Below are 12853 nucleotides of genomic sequence, written 5' to 3' on the forward strand. Positions count from 1 at the left end.
CCTTGGTGACGCCGTCGAAGGCGTCGCTGAGGAAGCGCACCAGACTTCGGAACCACTTCACCCCTCGACCCCCGCTCCCGGTGCGCGCGTTGTCGACGGCGGCGGCCCCGGCGCCGGACGAGAGTCCCGCTCGGCCATCGTGAGGACCACTCGGTCCGCGTCCAGGGGCAGCTGGTACGGCTGTACGCCCAGCAGGTCACGGAGAGCCGAGCCGATGGCCGCCGCCGGGAGGATCACCGGCGGCTCACCCAGGCCCTTCGCCCCGAACGGTCCGGTGCGTGAGTGGTTGGTCTCGATGAAGACGGTCTCGATGTTCGGCGGTACGTCGGCGATGGTCGGAAGCCGGTAGTCGTGGAGGTTGCCGTTGACGATGACGCCTGCGTCGCTTGTCCGGAGGTTCTCCGTCAGGGCGTAGCCGATGCCCTGCACAACGCCACCCTCGACCTGTCCACGTGCGCCGACGGGGTTGACGACCCTGCCGACGTCATGGACGGCGATGAAGTTGAGGACGTCGACGCGTCCGGTCTCCTCGTCCAGGGCGATCTCCACGCCGTGGCAGTGGAAGGTGGGCTCACCCAGTCTGAGGAATCGGGCGCCCTGCAGATCGGAGCCTTCGACGGGGGCGAGTTCTGCTCGATACCGACCGGTCGCGACCACCGGGCCGGAATGCAGATGAGCGGACGCGGACACCTCGGCGATGGTCATGCCGGTCTCCGGTGCGCCCTTGACCTCGACACGCCCATCGCGGAGCACCAGGTCCGCCGGGTCGACCTCGAGCAGTCGTGCCGCTTCGTTCCTGATCTGCTCGGCGACGGCGCGAGCGGCGAGGACCGTGGCGTTGCCGGTGGCGAACATGGTGCGGCTGCCGCGGGAGCCCGAGTCGTAGGGGGATTCCCGGGTGCTGCCGGACTTCAGCACGACACTGTCGGGCCGCAGTCCGAGTTCTTCGGCGACCATGCTCGGCAGGGCGGTTGAGATGGCGCCGGTCCCGATCTCGGTTCCGCCCGAGGAGAGCGTCGCGGTGCCGTCCTCGTGCAGTTCGACGGTCGCGGCCGACGGCGTGCCGAGGGTGGACCACCATGCGCAGGCGAGCCCGTAGCCGCGTCGCCGGTGATCGCCCGGCGCGACGTCGGCCTGCCGCCATCGCTGGAGGCGGCTCTCGACGACCCGCATGCACTCGTCGGTCGTCCCGCGGAGGGTGATGAGCTCGCCCGTGGGGCCGCGGTCGCCTTCGCCGATGAAGTTGCGTCGCCGGACCTCTGCGGGGTCCAGCCCGAGCCGCTGGGCGATGTCCTCGATCTGGGCCTCGGCGGCATAGACCATCTGCGGGCCCGACGGGCCGCGGAACGAGCCGGTCGGGCAGGTGTTGGTGTAGACGGCACGCCCCCGGATGTCGAGGGCGTCGATGCGGTAGGGGCCCGTCGAGTAGAACGCGGCCATCGAGGTCAGCACCGGGGTGTCCATCGCGTACGCGCCGGCGTCGAGCACGACGTCGCACCTGCGGGCCAGGATGCGGCCCGACTCGTCGACCGCGCTGGACATCCGCACGATCGAGTTCTCGCGCGGGTTGCCGGTCGCCATGTCCTCCGCGCGGGAGCAGACGATCTGGACGGGACGACCGGTGGCCAGGGTCATCGCGGCTGCCTGGGGTGCGAACAGCAGGTGCAGCTTGCCGCCGAAGCCGCCGCCGATGGCGGGCACCCTCACCTCGATCGCGCCGGTGGGGAGGTCGAACAGCTCGGCGAGCTGGGCGCGTACCCCGAACGGCTGTTGGGTGCTCATGATCAGCGAGAACCCGCCGGGGGCGGGCGCGGCGGTCACGGCTCGTGGTTCCAGGTAGGCCTGGTGAGCCCGGTGCGACTCGACCTCGGTGTGGACCACCGCGTATGCCGTGTCGAAGACGGCGTCGACGTCACCTCGCGAGATGTGGACGTCCTCGATGACGTTCGTGTCCCGGTCGTGCACCAGCGCGTCGGCGCTCGTCAGTGCCTCGCGGAGGTCGACGACGGGTGTGCTCGCCTCGATGTCGACCTCGACCAGGCCCGCCGCCCGACGGGCGATGGCCAGGGACGTGGCCGCGACCATCGCTACGGGTTCGCCGACGAACCTGACCCGGTCACGCGCGAAGATCGGCTGGTCCTTGACGTAGTTCCCGTAGCGGCGGTCCGTCACGTCCTCAGCCGTCAGTACCTTGACGACGCCGTCGAGTGCCAGGGCCCTGTCGACGTCGATGCCGCGGAGCCGGCCGGCCGCGACGGGCGACTGCACGAGGACGCCGTAGAGCATTCCAGGCAGGCGGATGTCCTCGGTGTAGGTGGTGTGGCCGGTGAGGCGATCGGCCGCGTCGCGGCGGACGAGCTGGGTACCGACGTTCTGGTAGCGGCCGTACTCTGCTGGGCTCATCGCGATGTCCTGCTCGCTCGGCGGACGGCCTCGAGGATCGGCAGGTAGCCCGTGCAGCGGCACAGATTGCCGGCGAGCGCTTCCTTGATGTCCTCGTCGGTGGCCGCTCCTGGTTCGGTCCTGGCGAGCAGCGCGCAGGTCGACATGACGATTCCGGGGCTGCAGAAGCCGCACTGGACGGCGTCGGCCTTCACGAACTCCTCGGCGACGACCGCGCCGATCCCGCTCGCGGTGACCCCTTCGACCGTCTCCACCGAGTGTCCTTCGCATTCCAGCACGTACACGAGGCAGCTGTTGACCGCTTCTCCGTCGACGGTGACGGTGCACGCACCGCAGTCGCCGGTGCCGCATCCGAGCTTCGTGCCGGTGAGACCGCACTCGTACCGGAGGGCGTCCAGGAGCAACGTGTCGGGCGCGACCTCGATGTCATGGTCCGAGCCGTTGACCCGCAGGGTCATGGGTGTGGTCATCGTCGGTGTCCTTCTCGCGCACGCTGGAGCGCGATGCCGATCGCGCGCTTGGCGAGCACTGGTAGCACGGTGCGCCGGTGGGCACGTGAGCCTCGGCCGTCGTCGATGGGGGTGGCGGTGTTGAGCACGAGTTGGGCTGCGGCTTCGATGGAGGGTTCGTCCAGCTCGGTCCCGACGAGCGCGTCGGCGGCGTCGGGAGCCGTCACAGGGGTGGCCGCGGCGGCGCCGAGCGCAATGCGGGCGGCGACGCAGCGTCCGTTCTCGATCTCCAGATGGGCTGCCACGCCGACGACGGCCAGGTCCATCGCGAGACGGTAGGTGAAGCGCAGATACGCGGAGGCACCACGGGACGCGGGAACGATGATCCGTGTCAGCAGCTCGTCGGGTGCGCGGACCGTCCGGCCCGGCCCGGTGAAGAAGTCGTGTCCTGGCACCAGTCGTGTCCCGGTGGTGGAGGCGAGCTCCAGCTGAGCGCCTGTCGCCAGGACCCCGGGGAGGGTGTCGCCCGCCGGTGAGGCCCGGCAGATGTTGCCCCCGATCGTTCCGCGTGCGCGGGTCTGCCAGCCGCCGACAAGCGCGGCTCCGTCGGTGATCGCGTTGGGCGGTACGACGGACGTCTCGGCCAGCTCGCGCAAGGAGGTGGCGGCGCCGATGGTGAGCGTGCCGTCGGTGTCGAGACTGATTCCTCGCAGTTCGGAGACGCCCTTGATGTCGACGATGTCGTGGGCGCGGTCGACCATGCCGTCCGCGCGCATCACGACGAGGTCGGTGCCGCCGGCGAGCACTGACGCCGGGCGGCGGTTCAGCAGGGTCAGGAGTTCGGAAAGGGTGTCGGGCCGCCTGTAGCTGCCGATGTCGGGCCCGGACATCCCCGTCCTCGTTGTCATGGCTTCCCGGCAGACGCGCGGACCGATGCGGCCAGTGCGACGACCGCTCCTATGTAGCCGTGGTGGCGCAGACCCATGACGGTTGCGTCGCAGGACCGGGTGAACGTGGAGAGGTGCCCGGTTGCGAAGATGTTGGCGAAGTGCACCTCGACGAACGGCCTGCCGGTCTCCTCCAGGGCGATGCGCGTCGGGTCGCCGAACGCCCAGAGGCCGCCCGGGTTGATGATGTAGCCGTCCATGTCCGGGTTGGCCTCGAGGAAGTCGACGAGGTCGCCCTCGTGGTTGGAGTGGAAGGCGGTCACGTCGGCGCCGACTGTGTCGCCGACTTCGGTGACCAGGTCCTCGAGCGCCTGGAGGGAGGCGATGCTCCCGTAGATGTTCCGGTCGCGCCGACCGAGATTGGTCATGTTCAGGCCGTTGAGCAGCGCGAAACGGAGGCGCCTGCCGTCGTCGGTGCCTGTGGTGCCTGTGGTGCCTGTGGTGTCCGCGGCGCCCGCAGTGTCTGTGTTGGTCATCTGAAGCCTCCGGATCAGCCGTAGAGAGAGCGTGGGTTGCCGTGCGAGCGGTTGATCTCGCTCGTTCCCTCGGGGTTGAGGAAGTCGAGGTCGTCGAGCGCGAGGGAGAGGGCCACCAGCGCTCCCAGGACCGCGTGTCGGCCGGGCCCGGCGAAGATGCCGGTGACGCTGGGGGCGAAGATCGACTCGCCTCGGAGCTCCTCCTGGCTGAGGTGCAGCTCGACGGCGGGCTTCTTGGCGTCCTTGAGGACGTGCCGCAGGGACTCGCCGACGCGCACCAGGCCGCCGGGGTTCACGAGGAACCCGTGGACCTGGCCGGCGTTCGCGTGGACGTACTCCAGCAGCTTGCCCTCGTGGTTGGACCGGAAGTGCCGAACCGCGATTCCGAGGCTGTCGCTCCACGTCCGCAGCTCACGCTCGAACTCGTCGGCGGGCTGGAGTTGGCTGCTGGTGTTGGGGCCGCTCAGGAGGGCGATCTCCCACCGCTGGTCGGTCGTACGGAGGGTCTTCAGGTCCACGGCGTGTCCTTTGCGCATCGGGAGGAGTCAGGACCGTTGGGTCGCGAGCCGGGCGGGGGCGGGGGAGTTACGGGAACGCAGCGCTCGGACCTCGCCGTCGATGACGACGCCGGCGATCCCGGGGATGTCCCCGCGTTCGATGGCGGAGAGCGCGTCCGTGGCGACGCCTCCGCTGGGAGGCTGCAGGAGTACGAAGTCGGCGGGGCGGCCGATCGCGATGATGCCCTCGTCACGGCGAAGCACCCGGCCGCCGTTCCCGGTGGCGAGCGCGAGGGCGTCCGTGGCGCTGAGGCCGCCGAGGGAGGAGAACTCGGCGACCGTCTTGATCATGCCGAGCGGCATCACACCGGTGCCGGTGGGTGAGTCGGTGGCGATCAGGATGCGGTCGAGCTCGTCGCGCTCCTTGGCGATCTCGAGCATCAGCAGGCTGGAGCGCAGGTTGCCGGCCTGAACCAGTTGGAGAGCTCCGGGAGCCTCGAACACGGCCTTGAGGTGCTCGTCGGGAAGGGACGTCGTGCCGCCGTTCGCATGGCCGACGATGTCGCAGCCGAGCGTGATGACGTCGTCGAGCGAGACGGCCGCGGACCCGGGAACGGACGCGCCGCCCGTGTGGTTCATGACGATGAACCCGGCGGCCTGGGCCGCGCGTACCAGCGGGGCCGCCTCCGACTGGCTCTCGAAGGCACCGAATCCCACCTTCGCCAGGCCGACGCGTTCGGCGGCGAGTTCGGCGAAGTCCTCTTCCCTCAGGGAGGGGCTGATGATGACCGAACCGCCGAGCACCTTGACGCCGCCCGGACGGATGTTCTCCCAGGACCGCTGGGCCGCGATCGCGAGGCCCTTGAGGCCGGCGCGGTCGCTGGGACGCCCGGGGACGTGGATCTCGGAGGCCGACATCATCAGGGTCGTGCCGCCGTGCATATAGCTCTCGATCCAGCCGACGGTCTGCTGTCGGGGAGTCCAGTCGCCGAAGGTGACGTGCACATGGGTGTCGATGAGGCCCGGGGCGAGGATCGCGCCATTGGCGTCGAGGGTGGCGTCGGCGTCACCGGCTTCACCGTCGCCGCCGAGCGCCGCGATCCTCCCGTCGACGCAGCGGACCGATTCGATCGCCATGAGCGGGTCGCCGAGCCGGCCGCTGACGGCGCCGGCGAGATTGATGATGTCGAGGGTGCTCACGACGTCTCCCGGTTCTTGACGTCCTCGACCGTCATGCCGCCGACGCGGTCGTTGAGCCGGCCGCGGGAGGAGACGGCCACGATGACGGCCACCTCGTCCGCGAGCGGTGCGTCGGGGACGAACAGGGTGAAGGCGTCGTAGTGCGAGCGGACCCAGACCTCGTCCTTGTGGGCAAGGGGGACGTCGATCTGTACCCCGGGGCCGCAGCGCTTGCTGACCGAGGAGATCCACGCCTCGCCGCCCACCGCGTCGCGGACGCCCCTGCCGAACTCGCCGATCTTGTGTGCGACACCGTGCTCGATCTCACCGTTGACGCCCACGAGGGATGCCTTGCCGTAGCCCTCGACCTCGAGTCCGAGGGTCTGGGCAGCGGTGGAGGCCAACAAGTGCCCGAGCTCGTAGTTGTCGTCGGTGATCGCCGTGAGGTCGTCGGAGTAGGGCCGGCCGGCGTAGGGATTGCTCAGCACGGCGATCGCGGCCGCCTTGACGAGAGGCGGGTCCGCGCTCTGTCCGCCCTCGGACCGGGTTTCCTCCCGGACGGTCAGGATCTTGCGTATCCGCATGGTCATCGCTCTTCCTTCAACAGTCCTGCCGACTTGAACCACTGGGTGGGTTCCATGTCCCGGAAGATCACGTGGACCGTGTCCGGACGCGCGTTGCCGATCTCCACGAAGGCCTCGCAGATCGCCCGTGCGAGCTCTGCCTTCTGTTCGGGCGAGCGCCCCTCGTACCACGTCACATCCACCAGCGGCATAGCGCTCTTCTCCGTTCGCAGGGTCCTGTTCGACGAGCACTGATCGCGGGCGCGACGCTCCAGGCCGCGCGGTGCAACACAGGATGCCGCGACAGTTGATTCATGAATAGCGCGGAAATTCGCCCGATATCTTTCAGATTTTCTTCATGGTAGGTTCCGGCCGTGAAGTTCGATCTCCACCGCATGCGGTTGCTTCGAGAGCTGGCGCAACGCGGCACCGTCACCTCGGTCGCCGCCGCGCTGGCCTACAGCCCGTCAGCCGTCTCCCAACAGCTCGCCGTGCTCGAGGAAGAGATCGGGACGAGGCTTTTCGAGCCGGACGGCCGGCGCATCAGACTCACCGAGCAGGCGCACATCCTCGTCGCCCACACAGCCACCGTGCTGGAGCAGCTGGAGCGTGCCGAAACAGACATCCTCGCGTCGTTGGACACCGTCGTGGGCACGATCAGGCTCGCCACGATCCAGACCGCCGCGCTCGCACTCGTGCCCGCGATGCTGACCTCGCTGGCGGGGGACCACCCCGAACTGCGTGTTCAGCTCACTCAGGCGGAGCCCGAAGTCGCCCTGCCCGGTCTGCTGGCGCGCGAGTTCGATCTGGTCTGCGGCGAGAACTACGTCGACTATCCGACCAGCCGCTCGAGCGAGATGAACTTCGACGTGGTGGCGGAAGATCCCATCCGCGTCGCGTTCTTGCGACCGCCCGACGGACGCGAACCGAGCGAGGTGACGCTAATCGACCTTGCCGGCAGTCCCTGGGTTCTCGAACCAGCGGGCAGCCCCGGGCGGGACTGGGCCATGGCCACCTGCCGCCAAGCCGGCTTCGAGCCGAGGGTGGCCCACGAAACCCCTGACGTACTGGTGCAGACGCAGCTCGTCGCGAGCGGCCACGCGGCGGCGTTCCTGCCGGACCTCACCTGGTTCGACCGCGAACCGCGGTTCCACCTGCGCCAGATGGCCGCCTCGCACGTACGGCAGATTGTCACGACCTGCCGGGCCGGCTCACACCGCAACCCCGCACTCGTCGCCGTGCGCGGCGCACTCCGACAGGCCTACGAGCACAACAGGCCCAGCATCACCAACCGTTAGGTGATCACGAAAGCCCCGCCAGGAAGACCTGGCGGGGCTCTTTCAGTTTCGCCCGGCGGAATGAGAAGCATTTCTTAACGGTTCCATCCACCTTTCCCCGCTTTACCTGGAGAGCGGGACGTGCGTCACTTGGCCCCACGCTGATCGAGGGCCGGGGACTCGATGTCCGCGAAGCGCGTGAAGAACCGCATCGAATTGTCCTGTGCCCACCGTGCGCGATCGCTGCCCGACCCGTCGCGTACCGGGATCGCGAGCCACCTCAGCCCCACCACCTCACCACGAGCGACCAGGAGACAGCGTGAGTGCGAGTACCGACGCAGCCGACGACCGTGGCCTCAAGCGCCAACTGTCCCGCATGAACATCCTTCAGATCACGATCAACTCGATCATCGGGACGGGGTGGTTGTTCAGTGCGATGAACGCCGCCGCGATTGCCGGCCCAGCGGCGCTGATCGCTTGGTTCGTCGCGATCGCGATTCTCGTACTCATCGCCTTCAACCACGCTGAACTGGGTGCGATGTTCTCCGTGGCCGGAGGATCGGCCCGGTTCGTCCACTACTCCCACGGGACACTCGCCGGATTCGGTATCGGCTGGATGGCCTGGATCTACGGAGCGGCGACCGCTCCCATCGAGGTTCAGGGAGTCCTCAGCTACGCCGAGGGTTACACGCACCTGAACCTGTTCGACGTCGACGGGACCCTGACCCCGCTCGGCTATGTCGTCGCCATCTCACTGCTGGCGATCTTCGTCGTGCTCAATCTCTTCGCGATCAAGGCCCTGGGCCGAGTTCACAACGCGATCACCTGGTGGAAGATCGGCACCATCGCGCTGGTCATCGTGGCCATCCTGTTCGCCCGCTTCCAGCCGTCGAACTTCCACTCGCACGGCTTCGCGCCGTACGGCTTCCATGGCGTGCTGGCCGCTGTCGCCATCGGCGGCATCGTCTTCGCCTACACCGGCTTCGAGCAGGCAGTTCAGCTCGGCGCCGAGACCAAGAACCCCGGCCGGAACATCCCGTTCGCGCTCCTCGGATCCCTGGTTGTCTGCTCGATCCTCTACATCGGACTTCAGGTCGCGTACATCGGCGCGCTCTCGCCCGCGAAACTGGCGCACGGCTGGGAAGGAACCAGCGTCGACGTCACCACTGGTCCGTTCGCGGCACTGGCCACGTCCCTCGGCCTGGGCCTCATCGCCGCGATCGTCTACATCGACTCCGTCGTCTCCCCGTCCGGCAACGGAATCGCGTACGTCACCTCGACCGCGCGAGTCACCTACGGGATGGGGCGGAACGGCTACATTCCCGAACTCGTCACCCGCGTCGACAAGCGTGGCGTCCCCGTCATCGGCGTGATCATCAGTTTCGTGGTCGGCCTGCTGTGTCTGCTGCCGTTCCCGAGCTGGCAGTCCCTCCTTGGATTCCTCACTTCCGCGACGGCCATGCTGTGGGCAGGCGTTCCCATCGCGCTCGGGTCGCTCCGGCGCTCATTCCCCGACGCGGCCCGTCCGTTCAGACTCAGACCGGCGGGTCTCTGGGCGCCGCTGGGCTTTGCCGCGGCCAACCTGCTCGTGTACTGGACCGGTTGGGAAACGGACTGGAAGGTCTTCGTCGCCATCGGCATCGGCTACACGGTGTTCTTCGTCAACCGTGCCTTCCAGCAGGCCGAGGACCGACCCGACCTCGACTTCCGCTCTTCCTGGTGGGTGTGGGTCTGGATCCTGGGGACAGCGGCCATCAGCTACCTGGGCACCTTCGGCCAGGCCTCCCACCCCAGCGGACTGGGCTACCTGTCGTTCCCCTACTGGGACACCGCGGTCATGGTCGCTTTCAGTCTCGCCGTCTACTACCTGGCGATCGCGACGCGACTGCCGGCCGAGAAGGCGCAGCGGTACGCCCCGAGCGACGGCGAACTCAACCTCGAGTCCCGCGAGATGGGAGCGGCCAGCCTTGGTTAGCCGGTCCAGCAGCACACGCCCCCTCCTCCTCGAGCACAGGACCCAGGACTCTGACATGACGGACTTCCCGAACCTCTTCAACCCGATTCAGGTAGGTCCATACACCCTGAAAAACCGGATCATGAACACCGGTCACGCCGCCCACTTCCAACTGGGGGACGGCACCCCGACCGACGCGTACGCCTACTACGTACGCGAACGAGCCAAGGGCGGCGCCGGCGCCATCGTCACCGGACACACGGTTCCCGTCTATGACGGTGACGCGTCACTCTCGCTGGCCACCTACAGCGACGCGACCATGGACGCGTTCAGCAAGATGGCGCAGGGGTGCCACGAGTTCGACGTCCCCCTCATCGCGCAGCTCGGTCACCGTGGACGTCGGCTGATGGATCACGCGGGATTCCTTCGCCGCGACATCGTCGCCCCGTCGCCGGTCCCGACCCCCGACTATTCGGTGCCGCTGTTCATGCCCCACGAGCTGTCGACCGGCGAAGTGGAAGGGATCGTCGAGTCGTTCGGCGCCGCCGCGGACCGTATGCGTCGCTGCGACTTCGACGGGATCGAGCTGTCCATCGGCATGGACTACCTGTTCGCCAACTTCCTGCATCCGCACGGCAACCGCCGCGACGACAAGTACGGCGGCGACGACCTGCGTGAACGGATGACGTTCCTCAACGAAGTGCTCGAGGTGACGCGCGAAGCCATCGGCAGGGACCGGATTCTCGGCGTCCGGCTCTACGACGACGGTGTGGACTACAGCATGAGTCTGCCGGAGCACGTCGAGCTGGCGAAGATCCTCGAAGCGGAGCAACTCGTCGACTACATCAGCGTCTGGCAGGCCATCACCTCCGTCCCCCGAAGCGGCCGCGCACACTGGCCCAGCCACTACTTCGAGACCGGGGCCTTCATCCATCTGTCCGAGGCCATGAAGGACGCCGGCATCGAACTGCCGATCATCGGAGCGGGTCGCCAGGACTCTCCGGCCTTCGCGGAGCAGAGCATCGCCGACGGAAAGCTCGACATCGTCGGCATGGCGAAGACCCTCATCGCCGATCCCCACTTCCCGAACAAGGCGAGGGAAGGCCGCACCGACGACATCCGCATCTGCATCGCCTGCACCCAGTCCTGCGTCGGCCATGTCGACAAAGGGCTTGGCGTCGGGTGCATCTACAACCCCGTCACCGGACGGGAGCAGGCGTGGGGAGAGCTGGAGCCGGTCGACGAACCGAAGCGGGTCGTCATCGTCGGCGCCGGGCCGGCCGGTATGGAGGCGGCCCGCACCGCCGCCATGCGGGGACACGACGTGGTCCTCTTCGAACGCGACCAGCGCGTGGGCGGCCAGGTCAATCTCGTCGTGACGACACCGAAACGCGGCAACTTCGAGGAGGTCATCCTCTGGTTCGAACGCCAGCTGCCGAAGCTCGGGGTGGATGTCCGACTCGGCGTGGAGGCTGACGCGGGGACCGTCCTGGCCGAGTCTCCCGACGTCATCCTCGTCGCCACCGGGTCCACCCCCTTCGTTCCGGAGGTGACCGGCGCGGACCTCCCGCACGTGCACACCGCGCGAGAAGTCCTCGCCGACGACACCGTGGCCGGCAGGAACGTGCTCCTGTTCGACGTCGGCGGCCGGGCAGAAGGGGCCACCACAGCCGACTTCCTCGCCGCCAAGCGGCACAACGTCAGGTTCGTGACCGGTATGGAGACCGTGGCCCCCGAAATGCCGTCGCCCGCGCGCCACCATCTGCTCGAAGCGCTCATGAACAGCCCACGAGTCGAGCTACGGACCCACACCTCGATCCACGAGATCGAAGAGGGCTCGGTCACCACGTTCAATGTCGTCACCTGGGAGCCCGACAGCATCGAAGGCATCGACACCGTCGTCGTAGCCGCCGGGGGCATCGCCGACGACTCGCTCTACCGACAACTGTCGAAGCAGCACCCGGACGTTCAGGCGATCGGTGACTGCTATCAGCCGCGGGACATCGAGATCGCCATCGTCCAGGGGCACCAGGCCGGTCGCGAGATCTGACGCGTGCAGGGCTGCCCCGGCTGCGCCGACCGTCATGCGATGGTCAGCTCCGGGTGATGCTTCCGCACCACCGCGGGGTGGGCGCGGACCCAGCCCTTGAGTTCGTTCCAGCCGAACTCCGCGAACAGCGGGTTGTCCGGGTCCTCCGTCATGCCTGTCGCGTCCGACGCGCCGGGGAAGGGGAGCGGGGCGATCCGGGCGTCGAGCCGGGGGTTGTAGAAGAACGGCGCGGAGAAACGCTCGCGGGAGCCCGGAGGAGAGACCACACGGTGGTTCGTCGCCTTCAGATAGCCGTTCGTCGCGACCTCCAGCAGCTCGCCGAGGTTCACCACGAACGCCCCCGGCAGATACGGCACGTCGATGAAGCCCTGCCCGTCCGGCGTCTCCACCTGCAGTCCGGGCACCTCGTCCGTCAGCAGCAGGGTCAGGAAGCCGTAGTCCTTGTGCACGCCCACGCCCTGCTCGTCCCCCTCCGGTGCGCGTCCCGGGTAGCGGACCAGCTTCAGGTGGTTGCGCGGGTGCCCGGAGAAGGCGTGGTCGTAGAAGTCCTCGGGGCCGCCGACGGCCGCGAGCAGCTCGTGCAGCAACCGGTGGGCGACCGTGCTGAGCCGGGCCATCCAGTCCAGCGAGACCTCACGGAGTACGGGCAGGGCCTCGGGCCACTGGTTCGGCCCCTCCAGCCACCAGTAGGGCGGCTCGCCCGGGGCCGGCACGTGAGCGGGCAGCTCGTTGCTGATGTCGAGCTGGTCGCGCCAGTCGCGGCGGCCCTGGGTGTGCTCGTTGCCGATCCGCGTGTAGCCGCGGAAGTGGGGCGAGTTGAGGTTGTCCACCGCGAGCCGGTCACCCTCGGGCAGGGCGAAGAAGTCGCGGGCGGTACCGAGCAGCCGGGCCTGTTCGGCGGCGGTGATGCCGTGACCGACCAGCTGGAAGAAGCCGACGTCACGGGCGGCCCGGTGGAGCGCGTCACGGTCGGGGGCGGAGAGGTCGATCACCGGGAGGGGGGCGGGCTGGGACATGGATGGTGTTCCTTGCGAGTGGTGCGTGTACGGGGAGGGGGT

12 protein-coding genes are annotated in these 12853 nt (G+C 68.3%); 3 read left to right on the forward strand and 9 right to left on the reverse strand.

The window, feature by feature from the left end; translation table 11 throughout:
• Positions 1-57 precede the first annotated feature (57 nt).
• Genes ABZ855_RS12960 through ABZ855_RS12995 form a run of 8 tightly spaced genes read right to left on the reverse strand, consistent with a single transcriptional unit; the run spans position 58 to position 6726 of the window.
• Positions 58-2403 (reverse strand): xanthine dehydrogenase family protein molybdopterin-binding subunit, encoded by a 2346-nt coding sequence (locus tag ABZ855_RS12960; protein ID WP_360805432.1) that lies wholly within the window; start codon positions 2401-2403, stop codon positions 58-60.
• Positions 2400-2873, reverse strand: a complete 474-nt coding sequence (locus tag ABZ855_RS12965) for a (2Fe-2S)-binding protein (protein WP_360805435.1) — start codon at positions 2871-2873, stop codon at positions 2400-2402. The genes ABZ855_RS12960 and ABZ855_RS12965 overlap by 4 nt, the downstream gene beginning before the upstream one ends.
• Positions 2870-3742, reverse strand: coding sequence for a xanthine dehydrogenase family protein subunit M (locus ABZ855_RS12970; protein ID WP_360805438.1), 873 nt, complete (start codon positions 3740-3742; stop codon positions 2870-2872). The genes ABZ855_RS12965 and ABZ855_RS12970 overlap by 4 nt, the downstream gene beginning before the upstream one ends.
• Before the next feature lie 14 nt (positions 3743-3756).
• Positions 3757-4275: a type II 3-dehydroquinate dehydratase gene (locus tag ABZ855_RS12975; RefSeq protein ID WP_360805441.1), complete on the reverse strand. Its 519-nt coding sequence runs from the start codon at positions 4273-4275 to the stop codon at positions 3757-3759.
• Positions 4276-4289: 14 nt separating this feature from the next.
• Complete coding sequence (locus tag ABZ855_RS12980) at positions 4290-4793, reverse strand: type II 3-dehydroquinate dehydratase (protein WP_360805444.1); 504 nt, start codon at positions 4791-4793, stop codon at positions 4290-4292.
• 27 nt (positions 4794-4820) lie between these two features.
• Positions 4821-5972, reverse strand: a complete 1152-nt coding sequence (locus ABZ855_RS12985) for an amidohydrolase family protein (RefSeq protein WP_360805447.1) — start codon at positions 5970-5972, stop codon at positions 4821-4823.
• On the reverse strand, positions 5969-6541 hold the full coding sequence (locus ABZ855_RS12990) for an amino acid synthesis family protein (RefSeq protein WP_360805450.1): 573 nt from the start codon (positions 6539-6541) through the stop codon (positions 5969-5971). Before ABZ855_RS12990 ends, ABZ855_RS12985 begins: the two co-directional genes overlap by 4 nt.
• Positions 6538-6726, reverse strand: a complete 189-nt coding sequence (locus tag ABZ855_RS12995; protein WP_360805453.1) for a 4-oxalocrotonate tautomerase family protein — start codon at positions 6724-6726, stop codon at positions 6538-6540. The genes ABZ855_RS12990 and ABZ855_RS12995 overlap by 4 nt, the downstream gene beginning before the upstream one ends.
• 162 nt (positions 6727-6888) lie before the next feature.
• Between ABZ855_RS12995 and ABZ855_RS13000 the strand changes: the two genes are divergently transcribed.
• The 3 genes from ABZ855_RS13000 to ABZ855_RS13010 all read left to right on the forward strand — a co-directional run bounded on the left by ABZ855_RS13000 (position 6889) and on the right by ABZ855_RS13010 (position 11795).
• Positions 6889-7812, forward strand: coding sequence for a LysR family transcriptional regulator (locus ABZ855_RS13000; RefSeq protein ID WP_360805456.1), 924 nt, complete (start codon positions 6889-6891; stop codon positions 7810-7812).
• Positions 7813-8110: 298 nt separating this feature from the next.
• Entirely contained in the window at positions 8111-9766 is a 1656-nt protein-coding gene (locus ABZ855_RS13005; protein WP_360805459.1) for an APC family permease, read from the forward strand.
• A 55-nt stretch (positions 9767-9821) separates the two neighbouring features.
• A complete protein-coding gene (locus tag ABZ855_RS13010; RefSeq protein ID WP_360805462.1) occupies positions 9822-11795 on the forward strand; it encodes an FAD-dependent oxidoreductase in 1974 nt (657 codons plus the stop codon).
• 32 nt (positions 11796-11827) lie between these two features.
• Here the strand turns inward: ABZ855_RS13010 and ABZ855_RS13015 are convergent, their stop codons facing one another.
• Complete coding sequence (locus ABZ855_RS13015) at positions 11828-12811, reverse strand: 2-oxoglutarate and iron-dependent oxygenase domain-containing protein (RefSeq protein WP_360805465.1); 984 nt, start codon at positions 12809-12811, stop codon at positions 11828-11830.
• Between the last annotated feature and the right edge of the window lie 42 nt (positions 12812-12853).

The organism is Streptomyces sp. NPDC047042, from assembly GCF_040644035.1.
In the GTDB taxonomy this organism is placed as follows: Bacteria; Actinomycetota; Actinomycetes; order Streptomycetales; family Streptomycetaceae; genus Streptomyces.

Coding starts and splice junctions, on each gene's coding strand:
- ABZ855_RS12960 (WP_360805432.1), bottom strand. CDS start 2,403: ATGAGCCCAGCAGAGTACGGCCGCTACCAGAACGTCGGTACCCAGCTC.
- ABZ855_RS12965 (WP_360805435.1), bottom strand. CDS start 2,873: ATGACCACACCCATGACCCTGCGGGTCAACGGCTCGGACCATGACATC.
- ABZ855_RS12970 (WP_360805438.1), bottom strand. CDS start 3,742: ATGTCCGGGCCCGACATCGGCAGCTACAGGCGGCCCGACACCCTTTCC.
- ABZ855_RS12975 (WP_360805441.1), bottom strand. CDS start 4,275: ATGACCAACACAGACACTGCGGGCGCCGCGGACACCACAGGCACCACA.
- ABZ855_RS12990 (WP_360805450.1), bottom strand. CDS start 6,541: ATGACCATGCGGATACGCAAGATCCTGACCGTCCGGGAGGAAACCCGG.
- ABZ855_RS12995 (WP_360805453.1), bottom strand. CDS start 6,726: ATGCCGCTGGTGGATGTGACGTGGTACGAGGGGCGCTCGCCCGAACAG.
- ABZ855_RS13010 (WP_360805462.1), top strand. CDS start 9,822: ATGACGGACTTCCCGAACCTCTTCAACCCGATTCAGGTAGGTCCATAC.
- ABZ855_RS13015 (WP_360805465.1), bottom strand. CDS start 12,811: ATGTCCCAGCCCGCCCCCCTCCCGGTGATCGACCTCTCCGCCCCCGAC.